Raw genomic sequence first — 15,832 nt, 5'->3', positions numbered from 1 at the left:
CGACCGGGCAGGACGTCGATGCGTTCGCCGGTCTCGGCGTCGGTCGGCACCGTCGCGTAGCGGTGCCGACGCTTGAGCGCGAAGTCGTCGACACCGAGAACACGGGGCACCTTGAGGGCCGGNAAGGGGATGCCTGCGAGTACGCGGAGCGCGGTGCACCGCGACAGCCCGGCTCCCAGCGCCTTCGGTGTCCGTGCACCGGCGCGGCCGGCGAGCTCCCTCACCACGACGCGTACCTGAGCCAACGACCTTACGGTTCGCCGCTGATAGCGCTCCAGCAGACCTGGGATCTGCTCACGGAACGTGACTCGAGGGCAGGTCGGCGTCGGACAGACGAGCCGGCGAACTTGGGCCACGACGACCACCCGGCGGGCATCGACGGGGACATCCGTCACCGTGCGTTCATGGTAGGCGTGCACACGGCCTGTCCGACCGCCGCAATCCGGGCAATCCACCGGGACGCCGGGAGCCCGAGCCCGCACACGGATCACCTCGCCGTCGTCCGCAATCTCCTCAACCACCAGCGGGGCCAGACCCGAAAACACCACACCCACAAGCTCTTTCGCGCTCAACACCTGCACATGATCACGGACTCACAGTCCGTCACCACCGAATGTGAGACAGAGCCGAGTCCTTGATAGTCCCCCGCCCGGCGCGTGGTCATGGGTCCCTCCCACAGGGCCCGGACGGCGCACGCCGGTGCACTCTCGGACCTCGTCCGATCGGCGGCGGCGCTCCCGGGGCGGAAGGCTGGGCGCCGCGAGACAACGCCACATCCGCGCCTCGCCGATCGGCACGGTCGCGATGGCGCATCTCGTCCGTCCCGGGTGTGTCCTTCGTGGCGTTGCCGGTCACGGCCCGGGTGTCCGGACCTCCCCCTGGCAGTGCTGGCCGCCGAGCACCTCGACCGCGAGCACCGCGCGGCAGTGCAATCACCGCGTCTGGCATCCTCCGCGCTGCTCTCCCACCTACTGGCGGCACTGGTCCTGCGCGTACTTCCCAAGACATCCACACCGTTTTCCCACACCACAACCGGGAAGCGGCCGCTCGAGATCTTCCACGCCTACCGCACCGCAGTCGAGGAACACTTCACCCGGTGGCACCAAGTGGCCGACTACGCGCAGGCACTCGGCTACGACGCACGGACACTCACCCGTGCGACCCGCGCCGCCTCCGGAACCGGCGCCAAGACGTTCCTCGACCAGCGGATCCTGCTCGAAGCGAAACGGTTGCTCGCCTACACCGACCTACCGGTCGGCAACTGCGCACACCACCTCGGATTCCGCGACACCGGCAACTTCACCACCTTCTTCCGACGCCAAACCGGCCTGGCCCCCACCTCTTGGACCGCCACCCTCCAACCCGGCCGGATCGACCACCCGCACCGTCAGAACACCCACGAAGGCTAAAAGTCTCCACACGCCGCGGCAGTCTCGACAGCAGGTCAACACCACAGGAGCGGGCCTCCCGGCCCTCGCGCAGAGCCACACGCCACCTGGCCGTGGCTGTACGAGAACAGGGCCCGGGACTTGTCAGGGTGGTGCGCGTCGGCGCGGCGCTCGGGGCGCTGCCGGCGCTGATCCTCGGGGTCTCGCGCACCACGCCGGCGATGGCCCGCCATCGCCATCGCCGCCGCGCTCACCCTCGCCCTCGACGCGGGCCGCCCCGCCAGGATCGTGCCGGTCGTCGGCACCGCCGGGTGCTTGGTCCTGGCTTTCGCCCTGCCGCCGGCCTCAGTGCTGTGAGGGCCCGCGGTGATCGCGGTCGGCGCCGCCGCCTACGGCCTGCGCAAGACGGCCACCCGCCGCGCCTGACGGCCCGGTCGGTCGGGACTCCGGCTTGATGCCGACCGGCGAAATCGCTACGGGGTTGCTTCGGGCGGGATGGTGGGCTCGGGCCGGGGGAGCGTGTCCGGCTGTGGTGCCGTCCAGTTGGTGAGGAGTTGGAGGGAGCGGGCGGATTCGGAGCCGGGTTCGACGTTGTAGACGCACAGGGTCTGGTCGCTTTCGCCGGGCGCTTGGAAGGACTCGTAGGAGAAGTGGAGGTCTCCGACGAGGGGGTGGTGGTACCACTTGGCGCCGTGGGTGCGGCGCAGGACGCGGTGATCGTTCCACCAGGTGGAGAACTCGGGTGATTTCAGGGTGAGTTCGCCGACGAGGTCGGCGAGTTGGCGGTCGTTGGGGTGGCGGCCGGCTTCGAGGCGCAGCATCGCGACGGTTTCGGCGGCGATCCGTTCCCATTCGACGACGCGTTCGCGGGCCTGGGGGTCCAGGAGGTAGTAGCGGGCGAGGTTGCGGCGGGGTGCGGGCAGTGCGTCGAAGTCGGTCAGGACCTGGCGGGCGAGCCGGTTGGAGGCCAGGACGTCGGTGCGGCGGCCGAGGATGAAGGCGGGCACGTGCTCCAGCGTGTGGAGCATCAGATGCAGGCCAGGCCGGACCCGCTGCGGGCTGCTCGGAGCGAGGCGGGTGGCGGGGGGACCGGCCAGCAGGTCGGTGAGGTGCTCGCGCTCTGAGGGGTCGAGTCGCAGGGCCCGGGCGAGGGCTTCGAGGACTTCCGGGGAAGGGTTTTGTGCGCGGCCCTGTTCGAGGCGGGTGTAGTACTCGATGCTGACGCCCGCCAGGCGGGCGACTTCGTCGCGGCGCAGTCCGGGCACCCGGCGGGTGCGTCCGTCGTCGGGCAGTCCGGCCCGGTCCGGGGTGAGTGCGGCGCGCCGGGAGCGCAGGAAATCGGCGATCTCGCGTGTGCGGTCCATGGTCCCAGTGTGAGCACGCCACGGCTCGCGAGCTTGTGGCGGGGTGGCCCTGTCAGTGCCTGCCTCGCGGATACCTGCCTGGTCAGGGCATATTTTGGCCGCCCACGAGGGCGTGACGGGTGGTGTTCTGGTTGAGGCGATGGCGCTGGGCCGTCGTCTCGTATCAGTCACTTCACTCACCTTGAAAGGTGTGCGCCATGAGCACGCAGAATCCTTCCAAGCCCCTGGTCGGCCGAATCGCGGTCGTCACCGGTGCCTCCAGCGGCATCGGTGAGGCGTCCGCCGAGCACCTGGCCGCGCTGGGCGCCCGTGTCGTCGTCCTGGCGCGGCGCGCGGAACGGCTCGACGACCTGGTCACCCGGATCGAGAAGAGCGGCGGCGAGGCCCTGGCGATCGCCGCCGACGTTACCGACGCGGCGGGGGTGCAGGCTGCCGCCGACCGGGTGGCGGCCGAACTGGGCTGCGCCGACCTGCTGTTCAACAACGCGGGCGTCATGCTCCCCGCCCCCGTCGAGGAGTTGGCCACCGACCAGTGGCAGCGCCAGATCGACCTCAACGTCTCCGGCCTGATGAACGTGATCGGCGCGTTCACGCCCCAGCTGGTCGAGGCCGCCGGTGAGCGTGGGGTGGCCGACCTGATCAACACCTCGTCGATCGCGGCGCGGAACATCTTCCCGACCTTCGCGGTCTACTCCGGCACGAAGGCGTACGTCACACATCTGTCCCGGCACCTGCGAGCCGAGCTCGGTGCGAAGAGGGTGCGGGTGTCGGCGATCGAGCCGGGCATCGTCGGCACCGAACTGCAGAGCCACGTCACCGATGAAGGCGCACTGGAGTGGCTGGCCGGCTCCAAGGAGACGGTGGAGTGGCTCACGCCGCGGGATGTTGCCCAGACCGTCGGGTTCATCGCCGCCCTGCCGCCGCGGGTCAACCTGCAGCAGGTCACCATCATGCCGACCGCGCAGGCCGGCTGACCGCGGGATGCGGCAGGCCGCCGCCCTCGGACAAGGGCGGCGGCACCCAGCTCGGGCCGCGTGGACAGTATGTTGACGGCTGCGGTGGCCGAACTCGCGGAGAAGGCGGCCGAGCAGGCCAGGGCCGGCGGGGTGCGTCTGCTCGGCGAGGGCGGGCCTGTTGCAGGCACTCGCGAAGCACCTGACGAAGGACGCACTCGACGCGGAGACGGACGTCGCCAGGAGGCCGCCTGGAGGGGACTTCCCAGTGGGCGTGGCCGCAGCCGCCGGACACGGCGCAACAGGGCGTGTGGTCAGGGGTCCCGCCGTTCGATGTCCGCGGGTTTCGCGACGATCGATCGTCGATGAACTTCTCACCGGACAGCCCCCTTCCTACACAGCATCATGCACGCGACGATGGCCGCCCATCTGCAAGCGACCCCGATGCCCCGAGCCGCTTCCAACCAGAGGTTCCGCCCTGGCGCCGACCGTGCCCGCGTTTGACGGCGGCACGCCCATCGTGGACGTCGGCGACCCGGACGCCATCGACCCCGACCGCGTTCGAGCCGCCCTCGCCCGACATGCACACGCCGCCCTGATCGTCGGCGAGGGCACCTTCGCCCTCGCCCTCACGCAGATCCGCGAACTGACCGACCGCACCGCCTACTTCGGCACGCTCGCCGACCTGCGCATCGGCCGCAAGGTCCTCCGCGAGATCACCGAGGGCAAGGACCCCGCCAACACCCCGCGCGGCTACCTCGAACGTGGCCGCGACGCCCACATGCGCCACGTCGAACCCGCCCGAACCCACGCCGACCTCGTCCTCGACGGAACCCGCCCCGTTTCCGACCTCACCCGTGCCCTGCATCGGCTGACGATCACCCTCTCCCGGTGCCTGCGAACACACCTCGCTGATTCGGCAAGGGCGACCGGACGCCGACGCGGGCGCCCCGATCCCCTCGCGCCACTGTCGAGGCTCACCGGATCCGACCCCGACACCTACGAGAGCGCGTGGGCGAAGGACGACGAGATCGCGACCTTCCTTCGTTGACTTCCTACACCAACTCCATCCCGACGGCGCGTTCTTCGTCGACAGGCAGGGCGTGTCACGGCAAGAGTGAGGGCCCTGTCGGGCGACCACACCGACAGCGCCGTCCGACGCGAGGCGTCGAACCTGCCCGCCCGGCGTTTGCGCCCCTGACGGGCCCGACCGCCGCCGGTTCCCGGTAACCGTGCCGAGATTTTCCGGCAGCGTCGGAGGGTGCCGCTCGTCCGCGAGGACGGCACCGACTGCTGCTCGGCGTCGTGGTCCAGGATCGGGTTCGGATGCGTTCGGGCACCTTGAGTCGGTGTGTTCCGTAGGTGCCGGGTCGTGAATCGCGGTCGGTGGTGGGAAAGTTGTGGTTTCGGGTGCGTGGCGGCGTGGTCGCCGGCACGATTCCCGCATGGGTGACGATCGGGGGTATGCGCCGGATCTGGTGCTGCTCGTTCATGGGACGTTCGCCCACGACGCGGAGAAGAACGACGAGGGCCCGCGGTGGTGGCAGCGGGACAGCCCGACCTGGCGGGCGTTGGACGAGCTTCTTCCGGACGGCGCCGAACTCCTGTCCGAGGGCGCGTTGTTCCATTGGAGTGGGCGGAACGCGCAGTCGCACCGGTACGGGAGCGCGAACGAGCTGCTGGCGACGTTGATCCGGTTGGAACGGCGGGGCCGTGCGTACCATCTCGTGGGCCACAGCCACGGCGGATCGCTGATCTGGGAAGCGCTGGTGTCCGCGCACGTGATCCACACGAGTGGCGACGTCCCCTGGGAGTTGGTGGACCGCCTGGCGGACGGGGAGCCCCCGAGGGATCGTGCGGACGTCGAGGGCGAGGGCCCACGCGTGGCGGAACTCGCCCGCCTGTCCGGGTTGCGCAGTTGGACGACGGTGGGGACGCCGTTCCTCACCCACCGGACCGACCGCGACCGTCCTGCGGGCCCGTCGGCGCCGGGGGAGTCCGGGCGGATCGGGAAGCGGTGGCGTTCCCGGCGTGGAGTGCGTGTTCCCGCGGCGCTGGCTCTCGCGTTCGTGGGGCTGGCCCTGTACGCGCTCGTGGGGGTGTCGGACGAGGTGTCGGCGCGGCCGGTGTTCGTCTCCGGACACGGTTTGGCCCTGGGGCTGGTCGCCGTCGCGGCGCTGCCGATCGCGGGCGGTTGTGCGCTGGCGGCGATGTATCGCCGGACACTGTCGAGGTCCCTGGCCGTGCGCGAGCGCGCGGCCGAGACGGTCTTCGCCCGACGCGGCGGCACCTGGTTGGGGCTGTGGGCCGAGCAGGACGAGGCCATCGCGGGACTGCGGCGCGCGCTGGAGATGCAGGAGAAGGCCGAGAGGCACGTCGCGGCGGCGCGCGCGAAGAGGAAGTCGCAGCGGAGGAAGGCCGGACGGCACGCCGAGGCGTCGAACTCCGCCAAGTCCCTCGAGCTTTCGGCGCCGGTCGCGCTCGTGGAACTGGCGCCCGAGGTCTCCGTCCGCGGGCTTCGTGTCTTCCTGCGTCCCTGCCTCTCGTTGGCGAACCGGTTCGTGGCCCCGCGGTGGACGGCCGCCCTGTTGGGCTGGGCGGCCGGCAAGGCCCTGGGGCAGGACGTCCCGTACACCCGCGCGGTTTCGGTGAACCGGTGGCCGTTGCCCGGCGAGCCGGACCGCCAGGGCCTGCCGGACGCGGTGCAGAAGCGGCTGGAGGACCGTTCGAATGAACGGATCGCCGCACTGGCCCCGGTCCTGCGACAGCTCCTCGCCCCCACGGCCCTCGCGGACAATGTGAACCCGGACCCCCTGGTCGGGGCGACCAGGCAGGATCTCGCGTCGGCCTCCGAGGCGCTGTTGCACACGTCCTACTTCGAGGATCACGAGGTTCGTGCGCTGATCGCCGCCCACGTGCGGCACCACGCCTCCCCACCGCCACGCTCGGACGCCCCGCCGCTGCTGGACGATCCGACGCTGGACGGTTGGCTTCGGGCGGCCTACACCCACGCGCGCACGGCGGTGAGCCTGCCGTCGCAGCGCGGGCCCGAGCGGTCGACGCTGCCGTGACGCCCGAGCTCTCGACTGCGGGCGTCGACATCCGGGCCTGAGGCACCGGCCGCACCGGCGACGCCGGCGACCGGGGCCGGCCTCGGGGCGTCGCGACACCACCGTGGTCGCCGTCCCGCTCCGCCCGATGCGACCTCCCCGGCCGCCGGTTCCGGCCGAGCCGCCCTCGCGCCGGCGCGCGGCGCTTCGGTCGGCGCCCCTTCGGGCCGGGAAAGCCGCACGCGGGCTGTGCATGACGCCTGTTCACTCGAGAAGGCATCCCAAGTCCATGACTCACTCGATATGACATTGCAGCACGACAGGGTCATCTTCACCTGTTCATACTGGGGACCCGTTACGACCGAGGCATACCGCCCGAATCGATTCGACGCGGGCGTGCGAGACTTGCAGGCAATCGAAACGCGGCTAGCTCGGGAGGACTCGAAAATGGCGGACCCGATGGTCCAGCGGAGACTGGTGGGTAAAGGGGTGCGCGCCGCGCGGACGGACAAGGGACTCAGCCAGTCCGAGGCCGCGGCGAAACTCGACTGGTCGGCCTCGAAATTGACGCGGATCGAGCGAGGCGACACCCCGGCCAGCAAGACCGACCTCGAGGCGGTCCTGCGCCTGTACGAGGTTTTGGACACGCCGCTGGGCGAGGAACTCATTGCGCGCGGCATCGAGGCGCGAAAGAAGCCCTGGTGGCAGCCGTACCTGGATCCCACCGCCGGGACGAGGGACGGCCGGCTGGGCAGGTTGCTCTCGTTCGAGTCGGAAGCCAACGTGATCAACGCCTATGCCCCCTCGCTCGTCCCGGGTCTCCTGCAGACCGAGGACTACAGCCGCGAGGTCCTGGCGCACTTCACCGCGCGGCCGGACCGGGTGGACACTCTGGCGCGCCTGCGCGCCCGGCGATACCAGGAGGTGTTCAAGGAGGGGCGCAGGCATCCCAGGGTTCGGTTCGTTCTCGACGAGGCCGTGATCCTGCGGCGGGTCGGCGCTCCCGAGAAGGCGTCGATCATGGTCGAGCAACTGCGCTACATCAAGGAACAGGTGGGCGTGCGCGGGATCGACCTGCGCGTACTGCCGTTCGCCGCAGGCATGCACGCCGGGCTGCGGGGCCCCATCACCATCTACGAGTTCGACGCGGCGTCCGGACCGGAGGACGTGGCCTTCGTCAGGGACGAGGAGTTCGTCGAGGGCGCCGAGAGGGCCAGGTACCTCGACACGTTCGAAGCGTTGTACGCGCGTGCGCTCGAGTCCGAGGAGACCACGGCGTTGATCGACGCGGCGATCGCGGCGATGTCCGCGGGGGAGGGCGTCGACTGACCATCGCGGGTGTTCCGGAACATTTCGAGGGAACAGCGAGGTACGCCGTGAGGTCACCAGGGGGGAACATCACCACTTCGTCCCGCCCCAAGCGGGCCCCGGGCATCAAAGGGTGGAAGCTTTGGTTGGACGACGCAAGCACCGCGATCGCGGTCCTCGTCACCCTCATGGCGACGGTGGCCGTCGCCCTCGTCGTACTCGGTCTCATCGTCTTCGTACGCCGGGTCGACCCCGTCTACTGGGGTACCTTCGCGACATCGGTGATGGCCCTGACGCCGCTGCTTCGGCTACGCGCGGCGCGGCGTCGCCGGGGGCGCCGATTCTGACGACCGGCGCTCTCGCCGGGTGTCGTCGCGCGTGGCCGGCTCGCGTCGTGGCACCGGCGCGGCGGATTCCCGGCGGGCGGTGGGATCGAGGCAGGCCGGGCCGAACAGGCCCGCGCCGATGGTGACTGCGGCTCCCGCCAGTGCGGGGACGGCCACTTCCCAAAGGCCACCGCTCCCGGCGACCGCGGTACGCGCGAGGAATACGGCACCGACGGTGGCGAAGCCCACGGCCGTGACATAGGCACCCAGCATCAGGAGTGGTCGACCCCGCGCCGAACGCGAGAAGTTTTTCGCGTACCTGCGGATCGGACGGTTGAGGCCAGCCACGCTCTCTCCCTCGGGTCGCGTTCAACAGCCAACGTAGGTGTACTCACCCCGCCCGATTGCACTGAAACAGGGAGAACCACCCAATCGGGGGAGCCTTCCGTCTCCCACACGGTAGCGGTCGGACACACGCTGCCACTGGTCCAAGTGTGCCCCAGTGCGCTTTGATTTATCGGGAAAACCGCAACCGGGATTACCGGACGTAGTCGCCAGTGCGGAGCGGCGGTACATGATCAGTGTATCCGGAGGGTAATTCCCCGATTGCCGTCATGTTGCGACCAACCGTTCGTCGGGGGGATCTTGTATGACCGAGACAGTGGGCGCCGACCAGGATCTACGATGGCGAAAGAGCTCCGTCTCTCAGGCCATCGACTGCGTGGAAACGGCGCTCGCCACCAGAAACGTGCTGGTCAGAGACTCGAAGACGATGGACAGCGGGTGTGTCCGCGTGCAGCGGACCTCGTGGACCGCTCTGCTGGTCGTTCTGCGCGACGATGCGAACGAAGAGCAACAGGGAATTTCTCAATACAGAGACACCAATGGACATAATCCGAAAAATCGCAATGAGCCTCGGGCGATACGGCACGAATGCTCTATTCAAAATCTGATGGTCGACCACAGGCCTACCCACGCGGTGGACGGCCGCAGGTGGTCGACCCTCGCGCACCGTCTGGGAGGTTGCCGCCGGTGTCAGCCGAAGGGTGCGACCGGGCGTAGGACGGTAACGACGAGGACGCCGGGGTCGACGTGGCGCCGGTTGGGGTCGCCTCGTACAGGGGAGCAGCCGTGTCCATGGGGGTCGCGGCCGATACTGGCGTCCACCGTCGAGCGCGGCTCCCGCCGGCGAGCCGCGCTCGGCTTGGCCGGTTCGCCTTCCACGGGCGTCGAGTCGCGCCTTCGCAGGCAGCGGCCGTCCGAGGGCGGGCCTCGCCGTCGTCAACCACGAACTGCACCAGGGCCGCCCGGGTTTCCCGTCGGGAGCGGCGCACCGGGTGTACCCCGTCCGGTTTCCGGGCGGACGGATGAAACGGCTGCCGCGCGGGCACCGGCGGGGAAATTCGGTGACCCGGGCGGTGCGATGGCCGACGAGCGGGAGCCGTGGTGGCGCCGCGCCAACTTGTTCGTGGCCGTGCGGCCTTCGTCGCAGGTGTGCTGTGACTTCCAGCGCCCGATGGAGTGTGCAGAGCCAGTGATCAGCTCGTGAAGAGGGTGACCGCGAGGGGATTGTCGATGACCCTGTAGAAGAAGGTGCCAAGCTCGTCCGTGTGCGTCGCCCCCGGCCAAGTCTGGGCTTCGAACTTCTCGAAGACCTCGGGGCCGCCGGATGCCATGACCCGGGTACGGTCCCCGGCCCACACCACGACGAAGTGCACCGTGCCGCACTCGCACGTCGAGCAGAACGCCAACTCCCGCATCGATTCGATGGCCGTGGCGTCCAGGGTCTCCGGGTAATGGACGACATGGCCTTGGTCGCACGCGCGCACCGTCGCAAGTCCTGACATGCCACGGATCGTACGACCTGCACATCCGGCGCGCGTCCAACCGTCGGGACGGAAGGGCGTAGGAGCCGCGCCCGCCGCCCGAGTCGCGAGCCTGTCGGTCCGCTTCGATTGCCGCCGCCGACCGTCTCGTGAAGGTGAACTTCGACCGTTCGCGAGACTCCGGAATATGGGTTCACCTTGTCCCGACCCGGGTCGTGATCGTCGATGTGGCCGGCGTGCTCGGGAGACTCACTCGACCGGTGCGGGAGTATGGGGGAGTGATTCTGACCGGTGAGCGTGTGACGGCCCCGAGGATGCTGCTGCTGAACGGGGTGGACTTCGAGCCCGGGTGCTCGGTGTTCGAGCTGGAGCAGCCGCTGTTCCTGCGCACCGGGGACCGGCTGTGGGCCGAGGACGGCGGGGTCGTGGTCGAGCGTGCGTCGGGTGACCGGGAACGTCCTGCGGGCGGCATGGCGTGCGTGTGTCGCCGTTGGCGGCTCCTTTAGCCTGCTGCTGAATCCCGGGCAGCCGATGGCAGCCCGGCACCCGTGTGTCCGGGCTTTCGGTGATCGCACGTGATGTCGGCGGCCTTCACCGGATCCTGTGCTTCGACCAGGCATCCGTTCGCCCCTGCCGGGCCTGTGGATCGCCGATGATCCCCATCAATCCCGCAAGGGTCACTTCGGTCCTTCACGTGGTGAACCGCATCGTGGCCGGGTCGACGGCTTCGAAGACATCGCAAGTAGCCTGTGAGCAGTCGTGACCCTCGAGCCACCCCAGGGGGCTCAACAAGCCGATCGGTGATCGACATAGTCGATCTGCGCGGTGTCCTCCGCGAGTTCGCCCGGACTCACGTCCGGGTTCGGTGACGAGACGACGTCCTGCGACAGCGGGCGCAGGGCATGGACGTGACGCACGGCCTTGAGGTCGACGGCGACCTCGTAGTAGTGCTTGGCGAATCGTTGGTATGCCTCGGGCCGTCCGTCGACCGGGACGTCGAACAGCCACTCGGAGCCGTCCGCGTCCTCCCTGTCCTGCGAGGGGATCTCGACGGCTCCCGACCGCCAGGCGACATCGGAGCGTTCACGCCAGAAGCACACGGTCGCCCGGGGCGTCCCGTCCCTCTCGCAGAAGGCCGGCTCCTCCACGCACGGACGGAAGATCTCGGGCACCGTGTCGACCAGACCGGGCTATGCGGTCGGGGGATCGTCCCGATACGGGGTCATCGGCGACTCGTGGTCGAACCCGCGGGCGTACGCCCCCGCCGCGGAGAAGACGACGGACTACTCGATGCCGCTGCCGTTCCGCATCGAGACCATCTCCTCGGTCGGCGACCAACGGGAATCGAAGGAGAAGTACCGCAATTCCCAGTCCGGGCTCATGATGGCGTCCAGCATCGCCATGGCTCGGGAACGGTCTCGAACCATCGAGATCTCGGGCAGTCGGCGGGTCACTTCATACACGGACGTGGCCCCATCCGAGCCGAGACCGGTGACAACCCCCGCGCGGACCGGAGAGCAGAGGACTGCACGCCTCGAACGGTCGATGGTCAGCCGACGACCACCGCCACAACCGGGCTCTGGGCCTGTGCACGCCATCAGTCGCACGCCCGGGTCGGGTGATGCCCTCGGTCCGCGGACCGTTCGTGCCGCGCACAACCGCAAAAGGTAGACCGGCCGGTCCTCGTCCAGGCTCCCGAGGCTGCGGGCACGGGGCGACAACCCCGCGCGGCACGCGAGTTCGAGCACGCCACCGCCCCGCGACCCGACGGGGTCCGCGCTCGATCCGCCCGCCGCCGCGCCGACCGGGTGGCTGTCGATGTGCCTGTGTGTGGCGTCCACGGACCCTCGCCACGTCAAGGATGGAACGGTTCGTTGGCGGCGCGCCGCCACGCGGTGATCCGTTCGTCGGATCGACCCGGGATCCCGTCGCGGCGTCCGTCCGGGCGCGTGTAGCCCTCGGGGTACAGGTCGTTCTCCAGTTCGGCGTATTGATCCGGAGTGAGGGCGGGGGTGAATCCGGTGGGGAATCGGTGCATGAGCGGGTGGGCTCCGATGTTCTCCGGGCCGTGCACGGAGCACTCCGACGCGACGAGATGCTCTCCCTCGCCGCAACCACCCCCGACGTAGGCGCGGTCGTGGGTGAGGCACACGTACCCGAAGGAGACGCACGGATCCGTCTCGGACGGCTCGTGGAACGACGGGTCCCGCACCACCTTGATCACGATGTCCTGGGGATCGAGGCGGGGGATCGGCCGCGGGTCACGCCACAGCAGTCTCGGAGGGAGCATGCCGTCATCATCGCGCGTACGTGATCGGCCCGGAGGTGGTGTCGGCGGCGGATGCGTGGACTGCGTCCTAACTGGACCGTGGAGGCGGCGCGCGGCGCGATCGCCGCAGACGCGCATCTTCCGATCGCGCTCCTTCACGACCCGGACCCCGATATCCGGGAGGCGCCCGCGTACGCCCTGGCCGCGGCCTCGGGTCGGGCCGGGGAGATCTCCGCCGCCCTGCACGACCGCTTCCGGATCGAGGACCACGCGCGTGTACGCGCGAGCCTGGTCCTGGCGGTCGCGCAGTCGGCCCGGGAACACCGACACGAGGATGCCGCCGCCTTCACCCGCGCCCTGTGGTCGGACCCCGCGCGCCCGGCCGAGGTCCGGGTGGGCGCCGCCCTGGGGTGGTTGTGTCTGGTCGAGGATCTCGTGCCGGACGACCTGCGTGCCGTCCTCGACGCGTGTGTCACCCCCGAGCTCGACCGTGTGATGGCCTCGGTGCCCTGGCTGGGCCGGGTCGACCGCGACGGCGCCGGATCGACCCGCATCCTGCGGCAACTGCTCGACCCGGACCCGTTCCGACGCTCGGTGGCCGACGGCCGCCTCTGGGCGGAGGCCGAGGGATGCGCCGACCCGCCCTTTTGACGGCTCGGTGGCGGCCGGCGATCGGACGCTTCGCGGGCGGTCCGCGTCGGCGTCTGGGCATGTGGGAGGCAGGGAAGGAGCGGAATGCCTTGCCTCGTCTACTCGCCGGGTGGTTCGGCGACGGCGGTGGCCGTCAGGGTGATGGGTCCGGTGTCGGGGATCAGTTGTGGTGGTGAGGTGTCGACGGGTAGGGGTGGGGAGAGTCCTTTGCGCAGTCCGGCCGCGAGGAGTGGGCCGTGTACGACCGTGTCGTGGGGGAGGTCGAGGCCGAACACGGTCTCGGCCATGCGCAGTTCGCATCCGCGCGCCTGGGCGTCGTCGGGGGGCGTGCCGTCCGGGGCGAGGAGCCCGGCGGTGATCATGTGCGCGAGGAGCCGGTCGGGGTCGGTGCCGAAGCGATCCTCGGGAGCGTCTTCCTCGAAACCGCACACGACCTCGCCGTCCTCGGCGTGGACAAGGTACGCCACGGGGTTGCAGTCGCTGTACACGAGCACCGCCTCGGTGCCGGCGGAGACCGCGGCCAGGACACCCTTTTTGAATCCGCGGTTCCCGGTGGTTTCCACGGCGTACGCCCACCCGTGGGAGGTACCGGCCCGGATGGTCTCGACGCCGGTGTCGAAGTCGGTCTCGGTGGCGTCGACGAGCCCCATCGGCGCGGCCGTGCCGGGGTCGCAGCCCATGCGGGTCAGCAACTCCAGGGGCTCCAAGCCCCGGGCGAACGTCACGCAGTAGTCGGATCCGAACTCGCGGGCCTCGCGCAGCCACGCGATACCGTCCCAGGCACTCATGCCCACACCGTAGGACCGGTATCCGACACCCGCCGCGCCCCACACGTGGGGAACATGCCCCGGCCCACCCGCGATCCGTGGGGCGGAGTCGGCGTGTTCGGGGTTGTACGGCAACGGTGGACTCGACGGCCACCACGACGGCCTCCGCTTGGGCGACGGTCGCGTCCCGGACTCCCCGCGCACGTCGGATGAAAGGGACGGGTACACCCCGGCCACGGCGTTCCTGCCGCTCGGCTACCGGCTCGACTCCTGCGCCACGATCGCCGTGGAGGTGGACGGCGAGGCGGCGGTGCTGTCCCGGCGCGGTGTGCGTTCGACTCGAGGACGGTTTCCACCCCGGCGATCAACTCGTTGCAGAGTTCGCGTTTCCCGAGCCGGGCGGGGAACGCTCGTAGTCGATCAGCGAGGCCCGTCCGGCGAGCCGGCCCCGCGTACCCCGCCGAACAACGATGTGGCGGCCACGTCGAACCCCGCGTACACGAATGTCACCCCGATGCGTTCGGTGAGGTCTTTCAGCAGGTCAACCGGTGCGTTCACTCCCACCACTCCGACACTCCGACGCACCGTCACGTGCGGGCCCACGGGCCGCTGGCCGTTCCTGCGGGCTCAGCGGCTGTCGCTTCGGTTCTCGATGTCCGGTGCCGGAAGGAGGTGATCGAGCGAGCGGAAGTCGTCGTGGGTTCTGTCGCCGGGCGGTGAGTTGAGGATCCCAAAGTAGACGGGTCCGCGTGTGGTTCGCGTCTGCAGCGCGGTCCACTGGTCGAGGTCGTGCTCGGCGTACGCGCGGACCAGGACGGCGAGTCGAATCTCGTGGGCCGGGGTGAACCGGTTCTCCCGCGCACCGAGCGGGGGCAGCAGGTGGTCGATCGAGTGGAAGGAGTCGTCGGTCATGTCCGGGGGGAGTGTGCGGAACACCTCGACGTACACGTCCCCGTACTTCGTCCGGGCCCGCAACAGGGTCAGCTCGTCGAGGGCGTGTTCGGCGTACTCGTGCAACACAACGAGGAGTTGCCTTCGATCGGCATCGTCGAACCTCATCGCCTGAGCGTATCGGTGCCCGTCCGGGGACCTCGCGAGGGCCGCTTTCCGCTCTCGGGCGCGCGACGCGCGATCCGCGCATCCCACGGATCGATACGTGCCGGGTCGAGTGCCACTCCAACCCAATGGCAATCCCCGCACGTGTATCGACGGGCTGCGGTCAGTGTGCGGGCGCCGCCCAGGTCACATCGGGCGTCTTGTCGCACCACACGCGCTGCTCTCCGTCGGGGTGGATGTCGAGGTCGAAGGTGTCGAAGGCGGGCCGCGCGTGCTCGTTCCACCAGCGCCAGGCCGTCTCGACCTCGTCCCAGACGAGGCTGGGACCGTGTTGGCGGACGTGGAAGGTGTCGAGTTGCCTGCCGTCGTAGTCGATGCTCGCCCAGGAGGTGCCGGCGTCGTCGCCGACCCACAGCCGTGACCGCACGCCGGTTTCTTCGGGCCCGTCGTTCCAGTGGGTCCATAGCCCCGGGCAGCAGCAGGCCCATGACGGCCTCGTCGTGGCGGTCGCCGACGGCGACGGCCCACGATGACAGCGTTGTGGTCGACGCGTCGGGCCGGTGGTCGGGGCGGACGATGTCGGCTACGTCGGCGACGGGGGAGCGGTGGCCGCGCATGGCCATGAACGCCCTTCCGGGCCCGAACCTCCCACGCGGACCAGGCCGATCTCCCCATCGGGCGGGCGGACTTGTTCTCGGTGACGGCGCGGATGGTCCACGACGTCGTGGGCTTCGGGGCGTTGTCGAGTTGGCGGTCCTCGCTGGACGCGGACAACAGGATTCGCACGGCATCGGGCCGGCCCGGCTTCGGGCCCGACCTCGGACGCGTCAGCCGGCACCAAGTGGACCTTCTGGACTGGATCGCCGAGACCGAT

At 69.9% G+C, this 15,832-nt stretch carries 19 protein-coding genes and 1 pseudogene; 10 read left to right on the top strand and 10 right to left on the bottom strand.

The window, feature by feature from the left end; all coding sequences use genetic code 11:
• Positions 1–581: transposase family protein (locus tag A3IC_RS65850; protein ID WP_079026975.1), on the bottom strand; the 581-nt coding region annotated here is incomplete at its 3' end.
• A gap of 345 nt (positions 582–926) precedes the next feature.
• Here A3IC_RS65850 and A3IC_RS71745 point away from each other — a divergent pair.
• On the top strand, positions 927–1,409 hold the full coding sequence (locus A3IC_RS71745) for a helix-turn-helix domain-containing protein (protein WP_245599787.1): 483 nt from the start codon (positions 927–929) through the stop codon (positions 1,407–1,409).
• 452 nt (positions 1,410–1,861) lie between these two features.
• On the opposite strand, the gene A3IC_RS0139120 is transcribed toward A3IC_RS71745, so the two are convergent.
• Positions 1,862–2,752, bottom strand: coding sequence for a helix-turn-helix transcriptional regulator (locus A3IC_RS0139120; protein WP_020555525.1), 891 nt, complete (start codon positions 2,750–2,752; stop codon positions 1,862–1,864).
• A 197-nt stretch (positions 2,753–2,949) separates the two neighbouring features.
• Here A3IC_RS0139120 and A3IC_RS0139115 point away from each other — a divergent pair, with 197 nt between their 5' ends.
• From A3IC_RS0139115 to A3IC_RS65840, 7 genes and pseudogenes are all read left to right on the top strand, one after another.
• A complete protein-coding gene (locus A3IC_RS0139115; RefSeq protein WP_020555524.1) occupies positions 2,950–3,726 on the top strand; it encodes an SDR family oxidoreductase in 777 nt (258 codons plus the stop codon).
• 69 nt (positions 3,727–3,795) lie between these two features.
• Positions 3,796–3,940: pseudogene (locus tag A3IC_RS73800) on the top strand (IS256 family transposase); the annotation flags it as partial.
• 255 nt (positions 3,941–4,195) lie between these two features.
• A complete protein-coding gene (locus A3IC_RS63245) occupies positions 4,196–4,756 on the top strand; it encodes a hypothetical protein (protein WP_020555523.1) in 561 nt (186 codons plus the stop codon).
• Positions 4,757–5,150: 394 nt separating this feature from the next.
• Positions 5,151–6,776: a hypothetical protein gene (locus tag A3IC_RS0139105; RefSeq protein WP_020555522.1), complete on the top strand. Its 1,626-nt coding sequence runs from the start codon at positions 5,151–5,153 to the stop codon at positions 6,774–6,776.
• 426 nt (positions 6,777–7,202) lie between these two features.
• A complete protein-coding gene (locus A3IC_RS0139095; RefSeq protein WP_020555521.1) occupies positions 7,203–8,084 on the top strand; it encodes a helix-turn-helix domain-containing protein in 882 nt (293 codons plus the stop codon).
• Between the two features lie 125 nt (positions 8,085–8,209).
• A complete protein-coding gene (locus tag A3IC_RS0139090) occupies positions 8,210–8,410 on the top strand; it encodes a hypothetical protein (protein WP_020555520.1) in 201 nt (66 codons plus the stop codon).
• Positions 8,411–9,038: 628 nt separating this feature from the next.
• Positions 9,039–9,938 (top strand): DUF397 domain-containing protein, encoded by a 900-nt coding sequence (locus tag A3IC_RS65840; RefSeq protein WP_079026971.1) that lies wholly within the window; start codon positions 9,039–9,041, stop codon positions 9,936–9,938.
• Here A3IC_RS65840 and A3IC_RS0139080 read toward each other — a convergent pair.
• On the bottom strand, positions 9,928–10,236 hold the full coding sequence (locus tag A3IC_RS0139080) for a hypothetical protein (RefSeq protein ID WP_026219252.1): 309 nt from the start codon (positions 10,234–10,236) through the stop codon (positions 9,928–9,930). The genes A3IC_RS65840 and A3IC_RS0139080 overlap by 11 nt on opposite strands.
• A 278-nt stretch (positions 10,237–10,514) precedes the next feature.
• Between A3IC_RS0139080 and A3IC_RS69195 the strand changes: the two genes are divergently transcribed.
• On the top strand, positions 10,515–10,721 hold the full coding sequence (locus tag A3IC_RS69195) for a hypothetical protein (RefSeq protein WP_158696284.1): 207 nt from the start codon (positions 10,515–10,517) through the stop codon (positions 10,719–10,721).
• Between the two features lie 279 nt (positions 10,722–11,000).
• Here A3IC_RS69195 and A3IC_RS73205 read toward each other — a convergent pair whose 3' ends face one another.
• The 3 genes from A3IC_RS73205 to A3IC_RS59100 all read right to left on the bottom strand — a co-directional run bounded on the left by A3IC_RS73205 (position 11,001) and on the right by A3IC_RS59100 (position 12,505).
• The gene (locus A3IC_RS73205; protein WP_020555516.1) at positions 11,001–11,387 is read right to left on the bottom strand and encodes a hypothetical protein; all 387 of its coding nucleotides are present in this window, start codon (positions 11,385–11,387) and stop codon (positions 11,001–11,003) included.
• Between the two features lie 111 nt (positions 11,388–11,498).
• On the bottom strand, positions 11,499–11,678 hold the full coding sequence (locus A3IC_RS73200; protein ID WP_321184063.1) for a hypothetical protein: 180 nt from the start codon (positions 11,676–11,678) through the stop codon (positions 11,499–11,501).
• Between the two features lie 392 nt (positions 11,679–12,070).
• On the bottom strand, positions 12,071–12,505 hold the full coding sequence (locus tag A3IC_RS59100) for a hypothetical protein (RefSeq protein WP_020555514.1): 435 nt from the start codon (positions 12,503–12,505) through the stop codon (positions 12,071–12,073).
• Between the two features lie 51 nt (positions 12,506–12,556).
• Here A3IC_RS59100 and A3IC_RS59095 point away from each other — a divergent pair, with 51 nt between their 5' ends.
• Positions 12,557–13,135: a hypothetical protein gene (locus A3IC_RS59095; RefSeq protein WP_158696283.1), complete on the top strand. Its 579-nt coding sequence runs from the start codon at positions 12,557–12,559 to the stop codon at positions 13,133–13,135.
• Between the two features lie 98 nt (positions 13,136–13,233).
• Here the strand turns inward: A3IC_RS59095 and A3IC_RS0139055 are convergent, their stop codons facing one another.
• From A3IC_RS0139055 to A3IC_RS0139040, 4 genes are all read right to left on the bottom strand, one after another.
• Complete coding sequence (locus A3IC_RS0139055) at positions 13,234–13,923, bottom strand: DUF6461 domain-containing protein (RefSeq protein ID WP_158696282.1); 690 nt, start codon at positions 13,921–13,923, stop codon at positions 13,234–13,236.
• Between the two features lie 399 nt (positions 13,924–14,322).
• Entirely contained in the window at positions 14,323–14,460 is a 138-nt protein-coding gene (locus A3IC_RS73195; protein WP_020555511.1) for a hypothetical protein, read from the bottom strand.
• A 69-nt stretch (positions 14,461–14,529) separates the two neighbouring features.
• Positions 14,530–14,961 (bottom strand): hypothetical protein, encoded by a 432-nt coding sequence (locus tag A3IC_RS0139045; protein ID WP_026219250.1) that lies wholly within the window; start codon positions 14,959–14,961, stop codon positions 14,530–14,532.
• 160 nt (positions 14,962–15,121) lie between these two features.
• Positions 15,122–15,385, bottom strand: a complete 264-nt coding sequence (locus A3IC_RS0139040) for a hypothetical protein (protein ID WP_020555509.1) — start codon at positions 15,383–15,385, stop codon at positions 15,122–15,124.
• Positions 15,386–15,832 lie beyond the last annotated feature (447 nt).

This window comes from Embleya scabrispora DSM 41855 (assembly GCF_000372745.1).
Classification (GTDB): Bacteria; Actinomycetota; Actinomycetes; order Streptomycetales; family Streptomycetaceae; genus Embleya; species Embleya scabrispora.
Note: the sequence above shows the minus strand (reverse complement) of the source record. Positions and strands in the feature narration are given on the sequence as shown.

What these genes read in the sequence shown, in the direction of transcription:
- A3IC_RS0139120 (WP_020555525.1), bottom strand. Translation starts at nt 2,752, where the DNA reads ATGGACCGCACACGCGAGATCGCCGATTTCCTGCGCTCCCGGCGCGCC.
- A3IC_RS0139115 (WP_020555524.1), top strand. Translation starts at nt 2,950, where the DNA reads ATGAGCACGCAGAATCCTTCCAAGCCCCTGGTCGGCCGAATCGCGGTC.
- A3IC_RS0139105 (WP_020555522.1), top strand. Translation starts at nt 5,151, where the DNA reads ATGGGTGACGATCGGGGGTATGCGCCGGATCTGGTGCTGCTCGTTCAT.
- A3IC_RS0139095 (WP_020555521.1), top strand. Translation starts at nt 7,203, where the DNA reads ATGGCGGACCCGATGGTCCAGCGGAGACTGGTGGGTAAAGGGGTGCGC.
- A3IC_RS65840 (WP_079026971.1), top strand. Translation starts at nt 9,039, where the DNA reads ATGACCGAGACAGTGGGCGCCGACCAGGATCTACGATGGCGAAAGAGC.
- A3IC_RS0139080 (WP_026219252.1), bottom strand. Translation starts at nt 10,236, where the DNA reads ATGTCAGGACTTGCGACGGTGCGCGCGTGCGACCAAGGCCATGTCGTC.
- A3IC_RS59100 (WP_020555514.1), bottom strand. Translation starts at nt 12,505, where the DNA reads ATGCTCCCTCCGAGACTGCTGTGGCGTGACCCGCGGCCGATCCCCCGC.
- A3IC_RS59095 (WP_158696283.1), top strand. Translation starts at nt 12,557, where the DNA reads ATGCGTGGACTGCGTCCTAACTGGACCGTGGAGGCGGCGCGCGGCGCG.
- A3IC_RS0139055 (WP_158696282.1), bottom strand. Translation starts at nt 13,923, where the DNA reads ATGAGTGCCTGGGACGGTATCGCGTGGCTGCGCGAGGCCCGCGAGTTC.
- A3IC_RS0139045 (WP_026219250.1), bottom strand. Translation starts at nt 14,961, where the DNA reads ATGAGGTTCGACGATGCCGATCGAAGGCAACTCCTCGTTGTGTTGCAC.